Source organism: Spirosoma jeollabukense (assembly GCF_054777855.1).
This window is the reverse complement of the sequence record NZ_BAAHAD010000007.1, coordinates 315,061-337,899: the sequence shown is the minus strand read 5'-3', so window position 1 is coordinate 337,899 and position 22,839 is coordinate 315,061. Positions and strand designations below refer to the sequence as shown.

20 protein-coding genes are annotated in these 22,839 nt (G+C 47.8%); 9 read left to right on the top strand and 11 right to left on the bottom strand.

Going from position 1 to position 22,839, the window contains the following annotated elements; all coding sequences use genetic code 11:
- Positions 1-91: 91 nt before the first annotated feature.
- Both ACYVEA_RS24175 and ACYVEA_RS24170 read right to left on the bottom strand, forming a co-directional pair.
- Entirely contained in the window at positions 92-757 is a 666-nt protein-coding gene (locus ACYVEA_RS24175; RefSeq protein ID WP_461115994.1) for an RNA polymerase sigma factor, read from the bottom strand.
- A gap of 134 nt (positions 758-891) precedes the next feature.
- Complete coding sequence (locus ACYVEA_RS24170) at positions 892-1,551, bottom strand: transposase (protein ID WP_461115993.1); 660 nt, start codon at positions 1,549-1,551, stop codon at positions 892-894.
- A 19-nt stretch (positions 1,552-1,570) separates the two neighbouring features.
- On the opposite strand from ACYVEA_RS24170, the gene ACYVEA_RS24165 reads away from it, so the two are divergent.
- Positions 1,571-1,744, top strand: coding sequence for a hypothetical protein (locus ACYVEA_RS24165; protein WP_461115992.1), 174 nt, complete (start codon positions 1,571-1,573; stop codon positions 1,742-1,744).
- 84 nt (positions 1,745-1,828) lie between these two features.
- Here ACYVEA_RS24165 and ACYVEA_RS24160 read toward each other — a convergent pair whose 3' ends face one another.
- Both ACYVEA_RS24160 and ACYVEA_RS24155 read right to left on the bottom strand, forming a co-directional pair.
- The gene (locus ACYVEA_RS24160; protein WP_461115991.1) at positions 1,829-2,890 is read right to left on the bottom strand and encodes a T9SS type A sorting domain-containing protein; all 1,062 of its coding nucleotides are present in this window, start codon (positions 2,888-2,890) and stop codon (positions 1,829-1,831) included.
- Between the two features lie 62 nt (positions 2,891-2,952).
- Positions 2,953-5,640 (bottom strand): beta strand repeat-containing protein, encoded by a 2,688-nt coding sequence (locus ACYVEA_RS24155; RefSeq protein WP_461115990.1) that lies wholly within the window; start codon positions 5,638-5,640, stop codon positions 2,953-2,955.
- Positions 5,641-6,509: 869 nt separating this feature from the next.
- Here ACYVEA_RS24155 and ACYVEA_RS24150 point away from each other — a divergent pair.
- Positions 6,510-6,650, top strand: coding sequence for a hypothetical protein (locus tag ACYVEA_RS24150; protein ID WP_461115989.1), 141 nt, complete (start codon positions 6,510-6,512; stop codon positions 6,648-6,650).
- A gap of 155 nt (positions 6,651-6,805) precedes the next feature.
- On the opposite strand, the gene ACYVEA_RS24145 is transcribed toward ACYVEA_RS24150, so the two are convergent.
- Positions 6,806-7,513 carry a helix-turn-helix domain-containing protein gene (locus tag ACYVEA_RS24145; protein ID WP_461115988.1) on the bottom strand — a complete coding sequence of 236 codons (708 nt, stop codon included), beginning with the start codon at positions 7,511-7,513 and terminating at the stop codon, positions 6,806-6,808.
- Between the two features lie 952 nt (positions 7,514-8,465).
- On the bottom strand, positions 8,466-9,239 hold the full coding sequence (locus ACYVEA_RS24140; protein WP_461115987.1) for a helix-turn-helix domain-containing protein: 774 nt from the start codon (positions 9,237-9,239) through the stop codon (positions 8,466-8,468).
- A gap of 636 nt (positions 9,240-9,875) precedes the next feature.
- On the opposite strand from ACYVEA_RS24140, the gene ACYVEA_RS24135 reads away from it, so the two are divergent.
- The 3 genes from ACYVEA_RS24135 to ACYVEA_RS24125 all read left to right on the top strand — a co-directional run bounded on the left by ACYVEA_RS24135 (position 9,876) and on the right by ACYVEA_RS24125 (position 12,839).
- A complete protein-coding gene (locus ACYVEA_RS24135; RefSeq protein WP_461115986.1) occupies positions 9,876-10,586 on the top strand; it encodes a LytR/AlgR family response regulator transcription factor in 711 nt (236 codons plus the stop codon).
- An 842-nt stretch (positions 10,587-11,428) separates the two neighbouring features.
- Positions 11,429-12,214 carry a DUF481 domain-containing protein gene (locus ACYVEA_RS24130; RefSeq protein WP_461115985.1) on the top strand — a complete coding sequence of 262 codons (786 nt, stop codon included), beginning with the start codon at positions 11,429-11,431 and terminating at the stop codon, positions 12,212-12,214.
- Between the two features lie 13 nt (positions 12,215-12,227).
- A complete protein-coding gene (locus tag ACYVEA_RS24125) occupies positions 12,228-12,839 on the top strand; it encodes a TMEM175 family protein (protein ID WP_461115984.1) in 612 nt (203 codons plus the stop codon).
- A gap of 164 nt (positions 12,840-13,003) precedes the next feature.
- Here the strand turns inward: ACYVEA_RS24125 and ACYVEA_RS24120 are convergent, their stop codons facing one another.
- Positions 13,004-13,828, bottom strand: coding sequence for a helix-turn-helix domain-containing protein (locus tag ACYVEA_RS24120; protein WP_461115983.1), 825 nt, complete (start codon positions 13,826-13,828; stop codon positions 13,004-13,006).
- Between the two features lie 305 nt (positions 13,829-14,133).
- Between ACYVEA_RS24120 and ACYVEA_RS24115 the strand changes: the two genes are divergently transcribed.
- The 3 genes from ACYVEA_RS24115 (at position 14,134) to ACYVEA_RS24105 (ending at position 15,681) form a co-directional block, all read left to right on the top strand.
- Entirely contained in the window at positions 14,134-14,640 is a 507-nt protein-coding gene (locus ACYVEA_RS24115) for a hypothetical protein (RefSeq protein WP_461115982.1), read from the top strand.
- Entirely contained in the window at positions 14,625-14,942 is a 318-nt protein-coding gene (locus ACYVEA_RS24110) for a hypothetical protein (protein WP_461115981.1), read from the top strand. The genes ACYVEA_RS24115 and ACYVEA_RS24110 overlap by 16 nt, the downstream gene beginning before the upstream one ends.
- Before the next feature lie 418 nt (positions 14,943-15,360).
- Positions 15,361-15,681, top strand: a complete 321-nt coding sequence (locus tag ACYVEA_RS24105) for a P27 family phage terminase small subunit (protein ID WP_461115980.1) — start codon at positions 15,361-15,363, stop codon at positions 15,679-15,681.
- Positions 15,682-15,754: 73 nt separating this feature from the next.
- Here ACYVEA_RS24105 and ACYVEA_RS24100 read toward each other — a convergent pair whose 3' ends face one another.
- The gene (locus ACYVEA_RS24100; RefSeq protein ID WP_461115979.1) at positions 15,755-16,069 is read right to left on the bottom strand and encodes a hypothetical protein; all 315 of its coding nucleotides are present in this window, start codon (positions 16,067-16,069) and stop codon (positions 15,755-15,757) included.
- 337 nt (positions 16,070-16,406) lie between these two features.
- A complete protein-coding gene (locus ACYVEA_RS24095) occupies positions 16,407-17,261 on the bottom strand; it encodes a hypothetical protein (protein WP_461115978.1) in 855 nt (284 codons plus the stop codon).
- A gap of 245 nt (positions 17,262-17,506) precedes the next feature.
- Between ACYVEA_RS24095 and ACYVEA_RS24090 the strand changes: the two genes are divergently transcribed.
- Positions 17,507-17,824 carry an HNH endonuclease gene (locus tag ACYVEA_RS24090; RefSeq protein ID WP_461115977.1) on the top strand — a complete coding sequence of 106 codons (318 nt, stop codon included), beginning with the start codon at positions 17,507-17,509 and terminating at the stop codon, positions 17,822-17,824.
- Between the two features lie 71 nt (positions 17,825-17,895).
- Here the strand turns inward: ACYVEA_RS24090 and ACYVEA_RS24085 are convergent, their stop codons facing one another.
- A complete protein-coding gene (locus ACYVEA_RS24085; RefSeq protein WP_461115976.1) occupies positions 17,896-19,758 on the bottom strand; it encodes a hypothetical protein in 1,863 nt (620 codons plus the stop codon).
- 1,460 nt (positions 19,759-21,218) lie between these two features.
- Complete coding sequence (locus ACYVEA_RS24080; protein WP_461115975.1) at positions 21,219-22,730, bottom strand: hypothetical protein; 1,512 nt, start codon at positions 22,728-22,730, stop codon at positions 21,219-21,221.
- Between the last annotated feature and the right edge of the window lie 109 nt (positions 22,731-22,839).

Genomic DNA, 22,839 nt, shown 5'->3' with positions numbered 1-22,839 from the left:
TTGAATGGAATGGCCATTTTCTGGCGTGTAGATTCGGCAGCAGTCGGAGTGCCGACTCCGAACCAACCGTCCGTGGGAAGAAGAAGGCCTGCTAGACGTGTGCAGCATACATGATCCGCAGTTTGTCCCGGCACCGCTTGAGACGCATCTTCACAGCCGACTCCGTGAGCCCATTCAGGAGGGCAATCTCGCGCACACTGATCTTGTCTTCATACTTCATCCTTAAGACCCGTTGCTCAAGACTGGACAGTTGCTGAAGGGACCATTCCAGTTGTTGGGCGGCCTGTTCGGCCTGCTCGGCAGCCGTATCGTCAGAGGCCATGTCCAGCTGCTCCCAGTTGCAGTCTAAAAACAGCTTTTGGCTGTTGCGTTTGGTCTGGGATTGATTCCGGCAGAAATTAAGGATGACGATGTGAAGCCAGGTCGAGAATTTGGCCTCCCCCCGAAAAGTGCCCAGTTTGCCCATGAGTTTGAGGAACGCATCCTGGGCCATGTCCTGCGCTTCGACCGGATCTTTACTGAACGACAGACACTTGTTATACACCAGCGTGCGGTAGCGGATATAAATTTGCTCTAAATAGTGAGCCCCTTCATTTTTTAGGTATAGACGCACTAATTCTTCATCCGAAAAATATTCCATGGTAATAAGACCCAATAAGGCTACTGAAAAATAAGATGTACGCTTGACGATCAATCCAAACGGTGTGCTGGGGAAGATCCACGGGAAACGTTCGCGTTGCCGGGGACCGATCCGCATCGCTCAGGTAAAAAAGGCTGTCTGTAAAACCAGCCGCCTTTCTGTAATCCTGGTAAGTGAGTGGATCAACCGGGCCGGTCCAGCCCCCTGTAGGGGGAGGACTAGTGGTTAATGGGTTGGGAATAGGGCGATAATTAACTCGATCGTAGTAAGATCACTAACGCTTTTTTTAAAATGTCCCGCTCCTCCCGCAGGCTCTGAAGTTCCTTCCGTAAGTTGGGGTCGCTGCCAGGCATTGGCTCCGGAGCGTCGGTAATCAGCGGGTCAATGCTCTGGCTTCCGGCGGGCGGGAGCGTGAGGGGCTGGTCGTGGGTACGATCCTGTAATTCCTTATTTTTCCATTTGTGGAGTGTAACCTGCGACACCCCTAATTTGAGCGACAACTGCCGGACGCTGACGCCCTGCTTGATTTGCTGAATCGCGTCCAGCTTAAAGGCGTCGTTATAGAGCCGTCGGCCATCCATTTTTTCTACCGCGGGGTGGGTTAGCTGACGTTGCCAGCGTTTGACCAGGGTTTTCGAGGTATTCAACAGGATCGAAACCTGCTCTACACTTTCGCCCTTCCTGAGTAGCCGAAGAATGTCCTCGCCAGGATCACCCGTCGGGGCGGAGCCCATAGAGCCGTCGGCCGTTTCCTCTACCGGCTCGGCGGAAGAATGCGTTTCCGCCGGATAGGTGGGGTCTGCCGCTACGGTCGGGTCGGATTGGGGCTGATTTTTCCAGTGTAGCAGGGCGCTGTTCCGGGTAAAGGTATCCGGGCCGACTCGCTGGCGTCTCGCGTGATTGGTGCTCATAAGCTAAGGGGAGAAAGGGATGATTGCCTGCATTGGTGGCATCGGTGCGGCCACACGGCCCGGCTGTTGGCTTGCGGGTTGGAACGGCCCTACGATCAATCCATCCGCTGGAGGCCACGCGGGAGCTAATGCCCACGTGGCCCCAAACCGATTTATTTACCTTCCCGGAGTCGCCTTCCCGGTGGATGGTTAAGGCAGCAAATGGATCGTATTCAACGTAGTACCACCGTTTGGGCGACCCCGGGAACCTAAGTTGGCGACTCGTAAAGTAAACGGATTATTGCACCACCAGTCGGTATTTGCGAACCTGAGCCCGCTCCTCCACCGTTAGCAGATAGATGCCCGACGGCAGGCTTTCCGTCGTTTTTAACTCGACGCTGCTTTCGGTCTGGCTGTTTTTCTGTAGGTCAACCGACCGGCCCGATGCATTGTACAGGTGCAGAATGGCCGTGGCCGGTTCGTCCAGCGACAGCGTAAACCCAGTTGCGCTGATCGGGTTAGGATACACGCCGTATACCCCCTCTACATTCACCGACACGGCCGGGTAGGTCCGGCTGCTGCCATCCAGGTCCAGCTGCTTCAACCGGTAATAGCTCGTGCCCCGATAAGGCCGGGCATCCGTCAGATGATAGGTATTGATGGCTTTGCTGGTGCCCGCTACGTCGGTGACCCGGCCAACTTCCTCAAACGTAGTAAGGTCTTTACTCCGTTCGACCACGTAGGCCTTGTTGGATTGCTCCCAGCTGGTGCTCCAGTTGAGCAGTACCGTGTGGTCTGTCTGGCCCTGGGCCGTAAAACTCACCAGCGAAACAGGCAGCGGTGATACCGTGTGGGTATAAATGGACGCAAAATCGTTGCTCGTTGGCTGGGTATTCAGCGCCGGGGGCGGCTGAATATTACACGAAGCCCCTATGTCGTCGATTGCCGACGAGGACGAAGCCCGCGTTACGGTAGCGGCAATGACCAGATCGAAAACCGATAACGGATTCAGCACGACGCCGGTTTTCTGGGTGGCCAGAAAGGAATTGCTGCTCGCTACGTATATAATATCGAAATAGTTCAGCAGGGCCCCCGACAGCGCCCCCGTACCCGCCGGGCTGGGGTCGCAATTGCCCAGGGTAATGGTAAAGCCCATCTGGTTGATAACATTGGCACCTGAAATGGGCTGGGCACCGTTGTTACCGATGGTGAACGTCATCGACAGGGGGGTCCCTATGCCCCCCACAATGGGGGCGGGGAGCAGGTTGCGGCTGGTCACGGCCGGATCCGCCTGTCCAAAACTGGTCAGGTGAAGCAGCCAGACCAGTACACCTAACAAAATACTTTTATACCGAATCATAATAGTTGCGTTTAGGTGGTCCTGGCCCTATGGCCAGGACCACCGGATGAATTCAGGATGGCTTAGTTAGCGAAGTAGTTGATCTTCTCCGAATCGGTATTGTTACCCGCATTCGTTTCGCCACCACTACCCCCCAGAATCGTCGAACTTACGGTAGCTGCCCCGGTTGTTGCGCCGGGTGTCAGCACCGCATTGAGCCCGAAGGATAGCTTGCCGCCCCCCGAAATCGACTGCGTAGTCGTCAGGATGTAATAGCTGCTGTTGCTGACGGCGTCGAATGTCCAGGCACTGTTCTGCACGATTTTGCCATTGAGGAACGTAGCGGCACTATTGAAGGTCACCGTGATCAGGGCATCTTTGGAGATATAAATGGAGGTTGGACCCGTGGTGGCCACACTGTTTACTTCGTAGACGTCAGTCACGATCGTGATGTTGGTCGTTCCGTAAACCGTAGACGGCAGCACCGTCATGATCGGCGTCAGATCAGGCGTACCACAGGTCGCGATCGTTACCGTAATGGCCGCACTAGCCGGGCTGTAGCAACCGCCACTGCTCAGGTAGAAAGCATAGTACGTGCCCGCAGCGACCGCGCCGGGTGTGCTGACCAAATTCCCCGCCGTTGGCGTCGCCGAGGTATGAAACTCAAGCGTAGCACCCGACGGAGCAGTGCTGGTAACCAGCGCACTCAGATTCGCCGTCGTGGCTGGGCAGGCGTTGGTGGCCGTTGTTCCGCTCAAGGTTGGTGTAACGGGAGCAGCCGGAGCCGCATTGATGGTTTGGGTAGCCGACGCGGTAGAGACACACCCCGACGCATTGGTTACGGTGTAGGTGTAGTTGCCTGGGGCCAGCCCGGTGTTGGCATAGGTCGTGCCGCTGCCGGTGAGGGTGGCGCTACTGGTGCCCGAGCGGGTCAGCGTCCAGGTGCCCGAAGCGGGCAGGCCCGTCAGGTTGATGGTGCCCGTTGGCACGGCGCAGGTGGGCTGGGTGGCCGCCCCAAACGTGGGCGTTGACGGGGTATTGAGGGTCAGGGTGGTGGAGGTGGAAGTAACCGAGCCACACCCCGTAGTGCTGCCGACGACCACCCGGTAAAGACGACTCCCGAACGAAGCGGGGATATTGGTATAGGTCAGGGTCTGGCTGGTGCCACCTGAGACGACGGGCGGTCCGGCATTACTAGCCGCTTCGTTATACCAGTTTGCGCCGTTATCGGCCGATACCTGCCACTGGTAGGTGAAGGGGCCAGTGCCCGAAGGCGTAACCGTGAACGTAGCACTCCCGCCCGCACAATAGGATTGAGGAGCGGGGGGCGTCGCAATGGTTGGAGCGGCATTGAGGGTCAGGGTGGTGGAGGTGGAAGTAACCGAGCCACACCCCGTAGTGCTGCCGACGACCACCCGGTAAAGACGACTCCCGAACGAAGCGGGGATATTGGTATAGGTCAGGGTCTGGCTGGTGCCACCTGAGACGACGGGCGGTCCGGCATTACTAGCCGCTTCGTTATACCAGTTTGCGCCGTTATCGGCCGATACCTGCCACTGGTAGGTGAAGGGGCCGGTGCCCGAAGGCGTAACCGTGAACGTAGCACTCCCCCCAGCACAATAGGATTGAGGAGCGGGGGGCGTCGCAATGGTTGGAGCAGCCGGAGCCGCATTGATGGTTTGGGTAGCCGACGCGGTAGAGACACACCCCGACGCATTGGTTACGGTGTAGGTGTAGTTGCCTGGGGCCAGCCCGGTGTTGGCATAGGTCGTGCCGCTGCCGGTGAGGGTGGCGCTACTGGTGCCCGAGCGGGTCAGCGTCCAGGTGCCCGAAGCGGGCAGGCCCGTCAGGTTGATGGTGCCCGTTGGCACGGCGCAGGTGGGCTGGGTGGCCGCCCCAAACGTGGGGGCCGATGGGGTGGCTGGCTGAGCACTGACGGTAACCGAATTGGAAGCCGCTGAAACACAGGTTCCATTCGTTGCGGTTACCGTATAGGTGCCGGCGCCCAGCCCCGTAAATGAGCCCGTTGTGCTGGTGGTGCCCCCTGGTGAAAGGGTATAGGTTACGCCACTGACCGGCGAGGCAACTGTCACGCTGCCCGTACTAACCGAACAGGTTGGATTGGTGGCTGAAATGGAGGGTGTTGCGGGTGTTGTGCATGCAAGCGTAACCGATAAAATTCCAGCATCATCAACGACAATTGCTGCATACCCAGGGTTAACATTGCCATTTTTATTTACTTGCAGTTTTAGGGTTGCCGTGCTTGCCGTAGCAGTAAAAACAAGTGTAGCTACATTCCATGAATCGGTAACCCCGGCGGACGTGTACGTTTGTTTGACCCCGTTGATAGTCATGTCGAAGCTACCACCAGCAAACGAAGGAAAACTACCATTAGTCACAGTTGCTTGTTGCCAGTAGACCTGCGCTTGGTACTGAATGCCGGTAGTAAGTCCGGTAATGGTAGAACTGATAGCCTCATCTCCATTTGGGGGATCGGCCAACAGCAATGCCATGCTACCTCCAGAAGGGGATGTACCTGAGATATCAGATACCGTCGCTGTAGGATTGTTAGGATATTGCCCATTTCCAAGTACAATATCCGGTGTCCCAACTACCGTCGTCCAACCTGCTGCTACACAGAAAGCGCAAGGACTTCCTCTATCGATAACTGGATAAGTTTGGGCTCGAAGGCTTGTAAATGTTAAAAATACCAGCAGGGGGACGAGCAGCCAGCGGCTGGTGGCCTGCATTCGTGTAAATACGTGTCTCATGATTTGTGTGTTTAAAGAAATACGGATTGTGATTGGTCGGCGTGTGTGCCGGGTGTCTTTTTGCATCGTGTGAGAAGCTGGTTAACTGTTTTACTAAACATAGGGTACTACATTGGCGCGCAGCCGGGGTAAAGCTGGCTTGCCCGGCTGCCACCATTGGGCACTCGTGCGGCATTGGCGGGTTATGTTTGGGTACGAAATGAACGAACAATAAAATGAACTGCCATCGTCCTGCCGGTGCCCGCTTGGGGCGGGCTGGCGGGAAATAGTATTCGGGTCACCCGATCTGCGTATCTGGAAATTGTCTGGTTGTGACAGGGGTTTATGTAGTCCGTCACATTTTTTACTATTTATTATTAATTAAGTCCAATTGCATGAACACAGGCTCATTTAGCCGATTCTTCTTTTGTTACCAAAAGGGCGTTCATGGGCCCTGTTTCACCGTCAGCCATACGGGTCATCCGATGAATCGGCTCCGCATAGATGGGTAGTTTCAGTAGGTCGACAGGGTAACGGCTCACGTAGCAGAGCGCCTGAGTTAGGCTACTGACCGGCTACCGGACAAAAAACACCTGTTCCAGGCCGTGAGGGGTAGTCCGTGCCGGGTCGATCGTTCTGATTAATTATGGGATGTCGAGTAAATAATCCTGATGCTCTACCAAATCCTTCGACTAGAAGTAGGTAGAAATGTGCTAGCAAAAGTAGGTAGTTATACGGGCCAAAACTTGTACAAATCGGCTAACTTTAGTAGTAACCAGGCCAATTTTAAGGAAAATAGTAAGTAATACGTTGATTAAATCGGTTTCATATGATGTATATACAACCATTGTTGCTACTTATAGGGTACAGAAAATGGTGGCAGGCATACTTTGTTCTCCATACTAGTACCTACTCGGGAAGATGTTGGTACCGGTTGGCTCGTTCGTGTTACCGAACGGATCGATTCAGTGGCAGGCCACGTCTATCGTGCCATAGCCCTGCCAGCCGCCGTTCGGCCGCTCCAGGGCTAAATCCATTACAATTCAATGCTAACGCTTGCCTATATACGTAAATTGCATAGCAAAACCTACAAAGGTCTTGGTCCGTGCATTGGAAAACTAGAATGGAACGGCTAATAAATGGGTAAAATAAGGGTGCTCAGGCAAAAGACGGGGTTGGCCGTTGCTTATCGGATCATCCGCAGACTTTGCCACGATTGTTTGAGCAACTGATTCGGATTCATCCCGAATGTCCGCTTGAAAAGCCGCTGAAAATGAGACGGATCGACGAATCCGTAATACGTAGCCAGTTCGCCCAGGGACTGGGGTTCCTCAATGGCGGCCTTGATGACCAATTTAAGGCGCATCCAGATCAGATACTGGCTGAACGGCATCCCTACCTGCTCGATAAACACGTGCCGGGTTCGCTCCGTAGACAGATACATCAGGGGGGCCAGATCGGCCAGCGTGATTGCTTCCCGAATGTGGGTATTCATATAACGGAATATGGGTTCGAGCTGCCAGTTGCCAGCAGGGCGTATTGGTAAGCTCGATTTGGGGAACAGGCTCGCCTGGAGTTGATCGATCACGTTGGGCATCCCGCTCGCCGTTGGCTCTACAACGAGCCAGGGCCGATTGTTCAGGCGGACCAGCAGTGCGGGCTCCAGCACGCTATGGTAATCAACGTAGTAGATAAGCACCCCCGCATCGGCCACTTCCAGCGAATGCGTAATGTTGCGATTGATAATAAGGCTGGTAACGTTCTGTAGGTATTGTCCATCGACAACACCGCTAAAGCTATTTTCCAGGCTGATGATGAGTTTAATGCCGGGGAAATAACTGGACAGAAAGTGGGTGTCGTAGGCCGAAAAACAGAACATTTCTTTTACTAACATAACCAAAGTGTATACTAAAAGCTGCGAGCCAGCAAAGAAAGTGCATGAAACGGAGTACAAATAGGACATTCCGGCTGATTTTGCGTGGCGTTTCGGGTATTCATTAAACTTGTAAGGATTTTAATCCGTAGCGGTCTAGTACACTGGCTACGAGTCTGCCATACGTTTAAAAATTACGTATAGCGTATCGGTAATACAATGGCGGGTACGGCTAAATCATCCTCGCTTGAGGTATGTACGGATAAGTCGGCTGGTCGGCAAAAAAAGCTATTTTAAAGGCAGTGCTGACTACTTATTTCAGCCCTCTCTGGAAGGATTCAGTCAACTGGCTGGCCTGCTCACCCCCGATAGGGGACCATCATCAACAGATAGGGCGTTTGGTTGACACGTCAAAAATAATAAAATGCGTCATTTGCCTGATTGCCATTTGTCGTTGGTATAGCTCAATAAAGTTGCCTGAAAAGTGAGCATAAGCCTTCTAACGGGTACCTATATACGTAGAATATATTTTTCTACTAGGCAAAGTACGCTTGTACCAATATGGCAAACTAGAACAAATCGGCTGACTTTTAACTTTTCTATGATTAAATATAATTTTTAAATAATATTGTTTACTTAGTAAGTAATTTTAAAATAGCCAGCCGCCTATCCTACATCGGGCGGTACCAGGACGCAGGGAGCAGGCTGGATAACAAGCAGGATGGTACGTAGTCAGGTTAGTTTAGCCTCCGCCTATTAGTCGATAGCTAAAGCCTCCTGCCAACAATTTATGGACCGGGAAGAAGTTCAATAAGATTAATACTAAGGACTCCTTGCAACGATGCGTATATCTATAACGGTTAGAGGTATACGTAAACCGTGTGGGCAAACTGACAAAGGTCTTTCCTGAAAAAATAACAAAATAGTATATATCGGCTATTTTCGTCTAAGAAGTTAAAAAGATGATTGTTTTTCAGCCAGTGGGGCAATTTACCCAGTTGATACGTTTATTCTTGAGTAAGACGTATGGATTTAGCCCAAACATGCGCTTGAAGATCTTATTAAAATGCGCCTGGTCGGTGAAGCCAAACTGATGTGCAGCCTGACCCAGCGGTACGGCCTCTTCCAGATTATGCTGAATGACCCGCTTCACCCGCATCCAGGCCACGTACTGACTAAGGGTTACCCCTACGTACTCGATAAACAGATGCCTGACCCGTTCGCTCGATAGCGATACAACGGGTGCCAGATTAGCCAGCATGAGTGGGTTTTCAAGGTGACGGTCTATAAAATCCACTAATTTATCGACCCGCCAATCGCCTTCGGGCATCACTGGTGGCGATAGCGCCGGAAACAGCGCGGTTAATACCTGGTCGGCAACGACATCCGGCAACGTATCCAGCAAAACGGCTGGCCGATTGGGAAATTGCTGCCAGAAAGAAGGGGCCGCCAGTTGTTGCGACAGGTCCAGCCAGGGTTGATCGCCCAGGGTGCGCTGGATGCTAAAGGCCAGCAGACTATCAATATCAATGTAATAGATCAGCAAACGGGCCTGGGTGGCTGTAAGGGAGTGAACCATATTCCGATTGATAACCAGAGCATTGAGCTTCGATAAGGTTTGTCCTTCTACCACGCAGGTAAAGGTACCTTCAACACTGACGACCAGTTTTATACCCTGAAATCGGTTCGGCGGGAAACTCGTGTTATACGTTGCGAGAAATAGAATTTTTCTGGTAAGATAGGGCACGGTAAGCACGTTAGAGGAGACATTGACGATGTACGCCTTTGCCTATGGCGACATAGGGCCGGCGGTTTCACTCAAGTGAACATATCGCTCTAGTGAAAGGTATACAGAAAGCAGGGTATAGAAGCTGAGTAAAGGCTCAGCGTTGTTGATCGGGCGTCACCTTGTAAGCACAACCAGGGAGCGGGTAAGACAGTATAAATGGTATCATAGTTTTGATATAGTTAAGCGTTGTAGACTTAGCGGCTGAATGCAGAGGCTCGCTGGTGTATCAATAGGTTGCGGTGGGCACAGGGGCCACCGTCTCTTTTCTCTAGCCAAACCTGACTTTTTATCTTCTTGTAACCCCTGAATTGATTTGTTAAAGCTAACGTATAGTATCTAATAAATTAATAGGTAAACAGGTCAAACCGGTCACAAACCCATTTTCGACCGTCAAAACGTTGATTTATTCTAACGTAATAGTAAGTACTGTACTTTTATATAGTAGTATATACATATCTTTGGTATTGCCAATCAGCACTTTAATGCTCATTTAGTCTGCGATTTAGTTGTTTATACATCAAATGCAGTACGTAGCACCTCGCCCATACGCGAGTCCGACTTTAAATTCCTTCTATTACTATCGTTTAATTTACTATGAAGAAACTTTCCTGCTTGCTGATTGAAGACAATGAATTTGACGCTCAACTGTTGATGGAGATGCTGAAACAGCAAGCTTTGTTTCAACAAATGGATTGGAGTCAGACAACGGCCGATGCCTACCATCGGCTGGTGACCACGACCTACGACCTGATTTTTCTGGACATGCACATGCCCGACCAGCAAGGCATCGAATTCCTGCACGACACGCCCAACCAGCCACCTGTCATTGTGGTAACGGCGGGCCTGGAGTATGCGGCACGCTGTTATGAACTTGATGTTGTTGGTTTTCTGGTTAAACCTTTCGAAAGATTCCGCTTGTATAAAGCTATAAACCGGGCCTTGAGCGGAAGCCGGACGGGCCTGGATAATCCATTCGCAAACAGTATCTTTCTTCAAACGAACCGCCAACAGAGACGATTTCGTTTCAATGATATTCAGTTTATCGAAGCCCACGGCACCTATACCAAAATTCATACTCTTCAGGAGATAACGGTCGTCAGTCATGCGATTTCTGCCCTGGAGGCACAATTACCGGCCACTCAATTTATGCGGGTTCAGAAGTCTTTCATTATTAATCTGAATCATATTACAGCCGTTGAAGCCAGATGCGTATGGATTAATACGACCAAAGTAGCGGTGGGTGCGCAATACGTCGATCTTCTGCAAAAATCAATCAGGCGAGATGGCCAGAATCCGACCCGCTAGACAAGGAATGGATCTGCCGTATTCCCTGGTAGTCGAAACGATAAGGCCCCACTAAGGAATACTCATTAAACTACATAAGATTGTGACACGCAATCAGCCTAGCCTTTTTGTGCAATTATATCAGAAATGCGACATGATATCTTTGTTTGTCGATCGCCTAGTCACCAAATTTTCAGATAAAGTAAATTAATAGTTTTCTAAATTATAGTAACTCATTTACGAATAGAATTTTTTTATTTTAATAGGTGACTTTGTGAAAACACAGCGTCTCAAATCGCAATAAATCATACAATTTATAAAGGTTGTATCGGCTAAAAAATTGCCTCATTTCAAAAGCTAAAACGGCATGGGGATAATTTCACAGCTAGAAATAGGGGAAAAAGAAAAGAGTTCTGTAGAAGCTTTTACTGATAGGGTACCTACAAAATAAGCACAAGAGAATGCATACGGAACGCTCCGATTCGCGGTAATACTTCGCAGGCTCTTTGATTTCTGCCCCTCGATTGACTAGTTGAAGAAATCGGAAAGGGTAATAGTAACCTGATCGTAGTGATGACGACGAACTTCTGCCGACAAAGCCAAGCTAACGAATGAACGACTCTGATCCCAAAGTGAGCTTGTTACATAACCTGATTTGAAAAGCGGGTATTCATGACTCATGGTAGATAAGATATGCCTACTCAATGAGTAACCAATTAGTTTTTTTGTCGCTGTATGTAACCTAGAATTAACAAAAATAACCCAGTCCTACACTTGTATCAACACCGACGGAAATCTGTTTTAGGGTTGATTATGAGCCAGGCTATTAAATAGCTGTCGTCTTTACTTTCAAACCTTAAATTATGCGTTTCCTTACTATTTGTTTTTGTCTGCTTTACTGTTTTTCTGCTTTTGGCCAACTTAACGAAGCGGATACTACCCGCTGGCAATACCGGGTTACAACAACCGGCATCATATTAGGCGGTAATGTTAACGATTTTATCTCTTCATCGCGGGCCGAGTTAGCACACAATGGCCACAACTGGGGGCTTTTCTCTGGTACCTCCTATACCTATAAAAACCGTGACCATGAGATAACAACTAATGACGTTACGTCCCGGAACATCCTATCCTATGGGCAACGAGGGCGTGTGTATCCCTTTGTTATTGTCTCACTGGCTAAAAGTTTACGACGAGGTATCGATTTTCAGTACCAAGTAGGGCCAGGTGTTGCATACCGCCTTTTAGGGAATCAAAACAGCTACATGCGTTTAGGCAGTGCTGTCATTTACGAAAGCAGTAAGTACGAAGGCGATCATTTTGAAAACTATGCTCAAACAAGTGATGTGATTAACAAATGGCGCCTGCAGGCCTTCGTAGCTGGTACCCAGACGTTGCCAGGTGAGCGAATGCGGCTCGTTTATGAGGTTAACTGGCAGCCCGCCTTTCAGGGGCCTAACAATCGGGTATATGCCCTGGCTGGTGCCGAATTTCCAATTAGTCGTAAGGTTGCCTTACGGGGAAATCTGGAGTACATCCATGAAAACGTGGTGCTGGTGGAAAAGTCAAAATATGATTTTATTGTCTCCTTTGGGCTTACCATCACAAATATATTCAAAAGCAATAAAGAAGAAATTGATGAAGACTGAACAAGCAATTGTAATGAATACCGAATCGAGCGAAAGTACGAGTCGGGTAGAAGCCTTCAGCGACGGTATTTTTGGTGTAGCCATTACGTTACTGGCCCTGGAAATAGGTGTTGAGGAATACGAAGGTGCTACGGATGCCACGCTTTTACATCACATTGTTGAGCTGTGGCCTAAATACGTTGCCTATTTTAACAGCTTTGCGACAGTGTTGCTGATGTGGCTGGCTCATCATCAGATGTTCAAGTTTATCAAAAAGCCAAGTGGTAAACTGATATTGTCCAACGGACTATTGTTACTTATTGTCGCTTTAGTGCCTTTTCCCACGAAAACGGTTGGTCAGTTTATCGAGACATCGGCTAGAAATGTTGCTGTAGAATTTTACACAGGTTATTTTTTACTGGTAAATTTTGCCTTTTTGTTAGTCTGGAAAATAGCTTCCAGTAAAACCAGAGCGCTTCTCCATTCATCAGCAAATGATGAAATCGTATCGGCAGTAACAAAAAGCTATCAAATAGGTATACTGGTTAATTTTATATGCTTTGGACTGTCATTTGTTAATCCCTGGCTGGGTATTGCTGCCAACGTAATATCCTGGATCTATTGGGCTGTGTCATTTAAGGAGTAACCCCATCTCTTTAAATAGCCACTTATCAAACTCGGTGAAACAGATCACAGCTATCGGGTATACTGTATAACTGGTACAATACTTTCAGATTACTGGTCGGGTTGGCTCTATGTCCAGTAATCTGGCGGATTTACCCTAAATATGTTAGATACCCCTACCGTTTACTAAACCGGATGTTCGGTCGCTTTCTGCAACGAGGGTGAGATAAGCTGGATATTCGGCAAATTTTTCAGCAAAAAAGACGGGTGCGAGCCAAATAGACGCCTGAAAACGCGGCCAAAATGGGAGTGATCGGCAAAACCAAACCGCAGGGCGGCATCCCCTAAGTCCATTTTATCCCGCTTAACGGCGCAGACCACTGACTTGATACGCTTCCAGAGGATATATTCGCTGAAGGGTGCACCGACTTGTTCATTAAACAAATGACGGGTTCGCTCTGGCGATAAACTAATCAAGTCCGCAATCTCTTTTAGCATAACGGTTCGATGCAGGTTGAGGTCGATGTAGGCCAGCGCTTGAAAGACTCGCCTGTCTAGAACCGGCATGGGTTGACTGCGCAGCGTGGGGAAAAGTGTCAGGACAACCTCATCCGCAAAATCAGCTATGGTTCCGGCTTGTAGGGCTGGGAGGCCGCTGGCCAGCAACTGTTGAAACGGATCGATAGCCAATATAGGAGAAAGATCGAGGTATTTGGCATCGCCAAGCAGAGATCGAATGGCCCAACCGATTCGGCTTTCCAACTCAATAAAGAAGACAAGTACACTCGCCCCCGTAGCATCAGCAGCATGTTTGACATTACTTCCCAGTATATAACCCGTCAATTTGGACAAGGCCTCTCCATTGACGACCGCTGAATAACTTCCTTCAAAGCAAATGACCAGTTTGTAGCTCCGGGAACTTCGTTCCGGCATGATTGAATTATGATCGACGAAACAGATCGTTTCGGTTAAACTAATAAATCGATCAGTTGCCCTATTTTTATGGTTCATAGCAAAAAGGAATGAATTATATACTTTGAATACAGGTAAGTTAATATATGATCCGGGCTAAATTAATAACCGATTATTTATTAACCGGTTATTTTTAAATCGTGAAACATAGCTTTCTAATAGTAATAGTTTAAGAAGTAAGAGATTGTCTAAAAATGGCATATTGGAGTATCCTATTCAAATTTTCCACCTTGAGTTGCCCTTTCTAAACTCGAATTGTCTAAAAATGGCATATTGGAGTATCCTGCATAACTGGTACATTACTTTCGTATAGAGTATTTAGGGGACGCCCACATTCGTACGAAATGTTCCATCACAAGAGTAAATCTCAAAAGACAATTCGTGACGGAATACGCTACGGGCTTACAAGTCCTGTCTATCCAGATGAGAAACCCGACCGCGAAAGCTACTTCTCAGCCCAGCCCTTTTACGCTAAAACGATACTGCCAACTGCCAAACCCCCTATAAGCATTTTGGCAATTGGCATCATTGAAATAGCTCCGATCATTGCCACAGAGACAACAGTTAGTCTAAACACTATTTTCAAGCCGGATGAATCGCAATTAGAACGACTTACTGGTGAGCCCGTCGACAGCTATCCTGCCGAACTAGATGGACTTAATCCGCCCGGTGCTGTGCCCCAGATCAAAGAGCTAACCTTCTTTGAGTGGCAGCGTAAGTATCCACCCTTCAATCAATTGGGATTAGCAACCCTGCAAACCACAAAGCAATCATGGTCAAGACCCATTACGACGACAAATACGAATACTACCTCGATTACTTTCCAAGTAAAGCTATGCTTATCGCTTTAGATCAGACCGATGAAAGCCCCGAACCAGAACGCATTACCGATCCCATCATCCGGCGCTATGCGAATAGACTGCACATGTTGACCTGGGAGCTGATCGCTGAAACAGAGAATTACGAACTCAACCAGGATCAGATCAAACAACTCATTGATTCGCTGAAAACCCTGCGGGCACTGCTGGTCTTTGCTGAGGACTTAGAACGGTTAGATGCTATGCTGCGGCTAAGCTTTCCCGGTGACTATTACGGTGAGAACGAAAGTGTAATCTCAATGCTGACAGACTACCCACTAAGTACCAGTAACTAGAGCCTGGGAGGGTATAAACAGAATCCAGCACCTTGCTAACCACGAATCGCTGTTCCCTTTCATCTGTATGCGTGTAAAACTCCATAGGGGGTTTCTAAACCTTCATATGTTCCTGAACCAGCCAGAGCAGACCCCAGGGGAGGGGTACCCAAAATCTCTAAACAGGACCCTTGCCACGAATCGCTGCCTAGTCAAAAAAAACGGTGTCATTTCACAACTAAAATTTACCACTATGTCAATGCCCAAAAAGACCCAGGAAGAGAAGAAACTGACCGGAACCGACCGAAAGGACCGCGTAGGAGCCGATTCTGTTGAGCGTATCGCTTTATAATCCCTGCCTTAACCACCCGCCTACCTCAACAAAACGGGGCGAAAAGCCTGGAAAAAGTACACAAAAGTGCTCCAAACTGAGTAGTTATTGGTAGAAACGGACCTGTATTCGCTGGGACTCTACTGCATGCACCTGCAAATTGCGGAAGAAGCGGCCGAGGAGTTAAAGAAAGGTGTCGTACGGGAATGCAGGGATGAAGATGGTAAGATCTACTACGCTGAAACCCCGCCACTGCTGAAGATCTACAACGAAGCCAGCACCCAGGCCATGAAGTGGGCCAGTCAGTTTGGCTTTACGCCCGTGTCGAGAAAGAACATTCCTGCCGTCAAGAAAAAGCCGACCGAAAGTAAGCTAAGTAAGTTAATGAATAAAACGGGCGCTCAGCGGGGGGTATTCAAAGTAGCTTAGCCGTTGTGTGAAACCAGAAAGTTAGCCCAGCAAGTAATGCTCAGGCTAACTTTTCTCGTAGACGACGACAAGTTTACGAATCCTGCAAGAGATCACCCGCCCGCTTGGCCCATTCCTGTAACCGGAGCAAGACGGCTGTCTTTTGCGAAACGTCACTGCCATTGGCAGTAAGAAAATAGCCCTCATCCTTCTGACTAAACAAATTGACCACATTGGCCGCCTGCAAATAGAGTTCTTTTTCGTCGGCGGTGCTGCCCGATAAGTTATTGACCAGTTCCTTAATCTGATGATATTGCTGCCGAACGGTGGCATTGTCCACGCTGGGGGGCAAGGTTCGGAATGCCTGAATTTCCGAATTGATCTGTTGTTTAATGCCTGCGTTGTTCATACGTTGAGTTGAATTACCTCTACGTCTAACCTGCCCCAACTCGTCATTGTTATTGCAGAGTATAACCAAACCGTAGAACGCGAACATATGAAAACTACGGAGCCCCCTGCCGACTTTTGACGGTGTATGCCTAAAACTAGCTAGCGATTCGCGTCAGGCAAACCATTTTGGCAACTCATATAACAAGTTGTTAACATATGAAAACCATGTGCACCCCCCTCCCCAATTTTGACGGCACGTGTGAAAGACTAGGACAGCGATTCGCGGGCCAAAAGTAATTAGAGATTTTTAGTGCCCCTCTCTAGCATCAAGAGGAGTGTCATGCCCAATAATAGTCTTAATAGTCTTCGTAGTGATAGGATTCCTTGGCGCTATCAAAATTGTCTCGGCTTGAGACCTGGCTGAGCCGCCCTCGAGCGTCATAGCTATTGACATACGTGCGTACACTGGTTGATATGATCTGGCCTGAGTGGTAAAATATCCACTGGTCTATCCGTTTAGTCTTGTTGTTTTTACTATGGTAAAGCTCCGGACGATCCACCAAGTCACCGCTTAATCCGAAGTAAGGGTTTGGTCCGGTATCGTATTCATACGTCGTAATAAAAGCCTGTGGATTGGCTATCGCTGTCTGGTACTCCCTAGTCTGAGTTAGATTCTCACCTGTATAAACATAGACGGTTGAGTCTCTAACGTAACTATTTACTCCAGTGAACTGAGCGTACTTTACTTCCCGAACTAATTGATGAGCGGCATTGAGCTCATAGCGAATCGAGTCGTAGAGCGAATACGTATAGCCAGTACTGTCATAGGCTGTTATGAACCAACTCGTGGCATAATTGCCTGCAGGGCTATATGTTAGCTTTAGCTTGTACCCCATCAGATCATAGCCCGGCATATAAGCACGAATCGTTTCTGAATTGATCAGCGTTAGTCGATTCAGTGCATCGTACTCATAGTCAATGATATAGTAGTAATTAACCCCGCTCAACCGACGACGTAGCTTGGGCCGATTAGATTCATCATATTCATAGGTTATTGAATAATGGGCCGTATCTCGACCAGTATCCCAACTACCCAGCATCTGCTTAAGTCGGCTTCGCGTAGGCTGGGGTTCAGCAGGCTGGTGATCCTGGCAGGAAGTAAACAGTAGGGTAATTCCCAGAAAAAGAATGAGTTGGTAACGTGGGGGCATGGCGTATCATTTTATGTAAATTAATATTTTTATTTAATACAATATATAAAATATTCTTAACTGTTATAGTGGTAACATTTTTCTCTGCGTTACTATTCTCCCACGCCAAGTCAGGTAGCTGCCAAAGAGTAGCACCTTGGCCTCATCATTGTCTATCTGGCTAAATATTTATACTCTTATTGATTGATTATCAGTCATATTATCTTATTTTTACTTTTATTGACAAAGTACTTTTTAATTTTCGTATGACCACAATAAAGAAGATCGTTCGCCCCTGGATGATGACCCAGAACAAGCCTGTCTCCCGTTGGGCCAATGAAGCCCAGGGCGGGGTACCCAACCAGTTCTACCGAAACGCACTGTGGCGACACCTGCGCAAGCGTCAGCTCGAAAAGCAGCCCTTGTGCGAACATTGCCTGCAAAAGAAGATCCTGACCGTAGCTACGGTGGGCGATCATATTAAGCCCATACGCTTTGGAGGAGAACCGCTGGATGAGAATAACGTGATGAGTTTATGCAAGTCCTGCCACGCCTGTAAATCGGCCAAGGAACGTCATAAGTGAATGTAATTCTGCCAAAAGAATGATAGAACTATATCGACTGAAAGGCAGTAGCCTTGTCGTAAACCAGTTGCTTACGACATTTCTAACTCGGTACTTTGGGGGCGTACCGTTTTCATTTTGGCTAATGCAAACGAACTCCGAATGTGTACGTGCCAGACAAAGACAAGATCAAAGATTAATGCGGCTAACCAGCATAAATAGAAAAAGGCTGCTGTTGCTATGAAAAGAGGCCAGAGCGGTTTGTCCGTTTTTGAATTGTTGTCCTTAACGTAAAAAGAGGTCAAAACAACAATAACGATCGTGCCGAGGATCAGAAATGGCTCTATACCTAGTTTCGGGAATATCCGGTGGGAAAAGTACAGAATACTGATGGCAATCAAGGTTATAAAAATGCGGCCGTACGCAAACCCGTAATCTAATTTATTAATAATATCGAGCCCCACTCTTTTATAGAACCATGTCTCAATGGCAAACTCGCTATGTAATAAATATAAATACAGGATTATGGTTAGTGTGAAATAACCAAAGGCATAAAGTTGATACCAGACGTCTCGTGTTAGGCGAGGGATACGGGAAATAACCATAATGCCGGATAAGAGAATTGCCGACCCTAGGACATTTACAAAAACGAAATCATCGTTACTATCATCTCCATTGGCGGGACTTAAGCTAAATATCCCCTTAAACAGCACATAAACGCCTAAAAGTAAAATAGCAAATACACCTATATAGGGAAGGATATAGCTCAGCCATTTATTCAAATTTTTATCACCAGGAGGGGGAAAATTAGGCTGATTATCTAAAGGTGGTTTAACTACGGTGTGAATAAAGTGGCCAAATACATCCTCATCGGTCCAATAGTCCACGTGGGCTTTGCCAGGAAAAGGGTAGCGTATAAAACCAAAATCATCCTTATCGGTGAAATTAAATAACCCATGCCATTTATTTTCTTCTAACCAGGCCCGAGCATCGTCTAACTCAAAACCGATTGGGTCCCCTTTATCGTAATAGTTACGCCATTCTATTGGTACTTTTTTTACCTGCTTTCCGGGTGTTGAATTCTCCGGGAAAAGCTCTGGCCACAATACCAGGTGTTTATCAATCGGTGAGCCAAAAGTCATAAATCCCTTGACCTTATCCAGCCAGGGCGCTGGTTTTAACTTGCTGGCAGCTTTTAGTAAGCCTAGAAAAGAAACGACGGTGCCTTCGCTATGGGCAATTATGTGTATCTCCGCATCGGGATGAGCTTTGTGAACACTACTCATCACCTCATTAAACGTTTTAAGAATATCATGCCGACTGGGCTCAAATTCGGCCACCACCTGCACGTCACCCAAATAGTCGTCAAGCAGTTTTTTCAAATCGAACGTGAATAGCCCCGCCCTATCCGCCAGAAAGCACAACCGTTCCAAAATGGCAATTGTATTAATCATTTCCAGCAATACGATCTTTATTCGATTAAAATCGACATCCTTGAAACTACTCGGGTTGTGCTTCTGTTTCCACCGCAGCCGTAACCGCTCAACGATAGTAGCTGCCCAGGCCTTTGCTTCTTCTAGTGTATGCTGATCACTAACAACAGCGCGCGGGATTTTAGCCCAATAGACCTCTGCAAAAGCAAGCTCTTTGAAGTGTTTTGGGGGGAAAAGTGGAGGAATAGAAAAAGCCACCTGCTTGGTATTAGTGTGAAACATACCTAGAGGAATAGCCGCCGGTTCTTTGTAAAAGGTGCAGAATTGATTGACAACCTGTTGAATGGTCCCAAATGCATTTTGGTCCCCAATGCCATGTACCGCCACAATAATCTTGGTTATCTGACTTAATGACTTCTCCGGAGCTTCGGTTGCGCCCTGAGCAATGACGGTAATAGGAGGGTGAAGTTCGCTTGGTGGTACAGATATATCTTCCTGTTTGATTATATCAACATTTTCCATTGTTAAAGGATTTAGGAAGGGTAAAACTTGGTTAAAGAAACCGAGTTCTCTCGGATAGTAGGATCAAGTTATTTTCTTGTGTACTGATAACCAACGTTTTAATCACTATTTAATTCTCCTTTTTAGGAAACGGTCAATACCGTCAATTGAGGTGAAAATAACATAATTTTCAAAGGGAGAAAGCTTCCCTACTGACACTCTTGAGCTTAGAATAAGTGCTAGTGGTTTGGGAGTTAGCACCCATTGTAGAAGGAGTTTGAAACAACCTGCTGAGCGATTGGCAGGGCTTTATAGTTCCATGAACTTAGCCTGCGAACATAGAAGAGTATATTACTAAGTAACTTCGGCTAGCAGGAGGCTTTTCAGCGATGGGGCAAGATTCATCTCCATGTTTTAGTGCGATAAAGATGAATTTGCTAATCGGTCGACTTTCTGATTTATTACTTATTTCAATAATTATACTACTTTTAAGATTGGTTATTTTTTTTATAAACTAAGGAGGGTATATAGTTTTCGCAAAATTATTTTAGGCATATTTGAGGCCACCGAACTTATACAGCCTACATGTCTCCCTCACCTAATTGCCCCGCGTTGGGGCTTTACCAGTACTCATACCCTACCTTTGTAGACATCCCACAACAGCTCTACATTCATTTCATTACGCCAGATCAGCAGAAAGCTTTCGTTAGCTTTCTTAATCACCCCAATCATAAGGCCGATAAGTTTGTAACCTTAAGTTGGTTTGACTCCGTGCATTTAGTAAAAATGGACAGTCAGATCCAACTGAGTGGTAGACGTAGAGTTTCCTAGCGCTTAAGGGGATATGGACAACAAGAGATGGTATACCATCCTACAGTGCGTTTAGGTTTCATGGTTAGTAAGCTATCGGCTCAGGGAGGTGTTTTTTGACAATGGACTGCTTAGCTGGTAGGGGAGCCATTCAATGGGGCGAAGGGCGAAAGCCTACTTCCGCAAAGAGTCGGGCCTGCACAGGGTGCTCAAGTAGCGTCGGAGTTATCACCTGCTGCCATACAAGGGCTTTATATTGGGCCATTAAATTGTCGAATGGATGCTTTTTGGATGACTTATTCTTCATAATTACAAATCACCCTAAGTGACAAAAGTGTTCAGCCTTTTAGCCAAAATTAATCAGTTTATACCTAACGGGTTAATGTCTAGGCTACAAAGCCTGATTCTGGTCAATTTAGACTGTTCTCTACACACGCTCGCCATTTCGTTTCGCCGGATCAGGCGGGGTTAATCTAAACCACTCATAAACCGAACCTAAAGATAGTCAACAAGTTGCGTAGACCGTAAGTTTTTTTACGGTCTACTTTATTGCCTCAGCCAATAAAGCTCATAAATACGATTTAAAGCACGATCCTTATTTAATGGTCAATCACTAAGCCGTAATTTAATTGAAGCGCCTGTTTGCGTTTTTGGACTAACCAGTAGACGCTTTATTTCTTCTCCAGTAGCTGCTTGACCAGTTGTTTCAGCTCATTTACTTCTGCCTGTTGATCTTCCAGCCGATTCACTTTCTTTTCCAGTTGAATACTGTATAAGATTAGTTCTTCAATCTTCTCTAACAGCGTAGCGTTTAGTTTGGCTAGATCCATTCCATTCTGAACCACCTCCTCCGCTGAGGGAATACCGGGTAAATGACCATGTTGGCTAACGTAGTAGGCAACTGAGGAGAGGGAGCGAAGCGCATAAGCTGGACTGAATACTTTGTCACTCCACTCTGTAGCGTTATTGATGCGAAGTTGATACCGCGCTTTGACTACATCGCCTTGCTCGTTGACGGTTAAAAATTGATCCGTGGCTTGTGCTAACTGGCTCCGACTGGTTAGGTTCGTGAGTCGGAGACCACTTTCATTGGGTGATTCACTAACCACCTCCAGACGGGTTCTAGGCGCAGACGTGCCAATGCCCACGTTGACCTGGTTGCCCAGAATGAGGGCGTTGCTCATCGCTACCCGCGATCCGGCACCGATGGCGGTGGCATTGTGCAGCCCATCTTCTGCTTGGCTGTTGTAGCCCATCAGGACGTTATCGCTTCCGTCGGTAATGGCCGTACCGGACTGAGGACCAATAATGATGTTGTTATTGCCCGTAGTCGCATTGATACCAGCCTGATGACCTATATAAATATTGGAATTGCCCGTCTGATTTTTGTACCCTGCCTGATTCCCCAGAAAGCTATTGTAGGAGCCCGTGGTGTTCTGTAAACCGGCTGAACTGCCTAAAAAAGCATTACTACTCCCTGTCGTGTTAGACGTAGCTGTGCCATAGCCCAGCGCCGTATTGAAGCCCCCCGTGGTGTTCGTATAGCCGGACTGAAGGCCGATAAAGGTATTAAATACGCCGGTGGTCGTGTTATAACCGGCCTTTGAGCCAATCATCACCTGCCCGTTCACCGTATTGTTGTAGCCCGCCGAATCGCCAATCATAATATTGTAAACACCCATCTCATTTTTGTAGGCTGAATAGGCGCCCAGGGCGGTATTACTATAACCGGTTTGATTCGAAAAACCTGAATAAGCCCCAAGAAATGAGTTAGATGGGCCTGTCCGGCTTTTTGACCCGGCATAGCTCCCCACAAATGTGTTAGCCGAAGCCGTTGTGTTTTGCTGACCGGACACGGCCCCAACAAACGTATTGTTCTTGCCCACATCTGTAAACAGACCCGCTGTGCTGCCCATAAATGTATTAAAGCCACCCGAGGTTGTCGAACCGCCCGCATTGCTACCCATGAAGGTGTTGTTACCACCTGAGCTAATAAGGCTTCCGGACTGAAAACCGTAAAAAGAGTTGTTAAAACCAGTCATCGTTAAATTGCCCGACTGGGATCCTACGAATGTGTTGGCGGTAGTAGGTGTTGAGGAGTTGGCTTGCCGTTGAATGTAGTTAGTTTGAGCCAAGAGTGGATTGGTAACTATAAAAGTCAACAGAACGTAATATTTTTTCATAAAGTCTACGTCAAGGAAGCATGTAAAACCAGAAAGTTAGTGCACGGTTAGAGGAATTCTGCGTGGATAAATAACCAGTAGCCAACTAATTTATCGTGCGGTAGGTCTA

Coding starts and splice junctions, on each gene's coding strand:
- ACYVEA_RS24145 (WP_461115988.1), bottom strand. CDS start 7,513: ATGTTAGTAAAAGAAATGTTCTGTTTTTCGGCCTACGACACCCACTTT.
- ACYVEA_RS24135 (WP_461115986.1), top strand. CDS start 9,876: ATGAAGAAACTTTCCTGCTTGCTGATTGAAGACAATGAATTTGACGCT.
- ACYVEA_RS24120 (WP_461115983.1), bottom strand. CDS start 13,828: ATGAACCATAAAAATAGGGCAACTGATCGATTTATTAGTTTAACCGAA.
- ACYVEA_RS24130 (WP_461115985.1), top strand. CDS start 11,429: ATGCGTTTCCTTACTATTTGTTTTTGTCTGCTTTACTGTTTTTCTGCT.
- ACYVEA_RS24175 (WP_461115994.1), bottom strand. CDS start 757: ATGCGGATCGGTCCCCGGCAACGCGAACGTTTCCCGTGGATCTTCCCC.
- ACYVEA_RS24165 (WP_461115992.1), top strand. CDS start 1,571: ATGATTGCCTGCATTGGTGGCATCGGTGCGGCCACACGGCCCGGCTGT.
- ACYVEA_RS24170 (WP_461115993.1), bottom strand. CDS start 1,551: ATGAGCACCAATCACGCGAGACGCCAGCGAGTCGGCCCGGATACCTTT.
- ACYVEA_RS24090 (WP_461115977.1), top strand. CDS start 17,507: ATGACCACAATAAAGAAGATCGTTCGCCCCTGGATGATGACCCAGAAC.
- ACYVEA_RS24110 (WP_461115981.1), top strand. CDS start 14,625: ATGCTTATCGCTTTAGATCAGACCGATGAAAGCCCCGAACCAGAACGC.
- ACYVEA_RS24160 (WP_461115991.1), bottom strand. CDS start 2,890: ATGATTCGGTATAAAAGTATTTTGTTAGGTGTACTGGTCTGGCTGCTT.
- ACYVEA_RS24095 (WP_461115978.1), bottom strand. CDS start 17,261: ATGCCCCCACGTTACCAACTCATTCTTTTTCTGGGAATTACCCTACTG.
- ACYVEA_RS24155 (WP_461115990.1), bottom strand. CDS start 5,640: ATGAGACACGTATTTACACGAATGCAGGCCACCAGCCGCTGGCTGCTC.
- ACYVEA_RS24115 (WP_461115982.1), top strand. CDS start 14,134: ATGTTCCATCACAAGAGTAAATCTCAAAAGACAATTCGTGACGGAATA.
- ACYVEA_RS24100 (WP_461115979.1), bottom strand. CDS start 16,069: ATGAACAACGCAGGCATTAAACAACAGATCAATTCGGAAATTCAGGCA.
- ACYVEA_RS24080 (WP_461115975.1), bottom strand. CDS start 22,730: ATGAAAAAATATTACGTTCTGTTGACTTTTATAGTTACCAATCCACTC.
- ACYVEA_RS24125 (WP_461115984.1), top strand. CDS start 12,228: ATGAATACCGAATCGAGCGAAAGTACGAGTCGGGTAGAAGCCTTCAGC.
- ACYVEA_RS24085 (WP_461115976.1), bottom strand. CDS start 19,758: ATGGAAAATGTTGATATAATCAAACAGGAAGATATATCTGTACCACCA.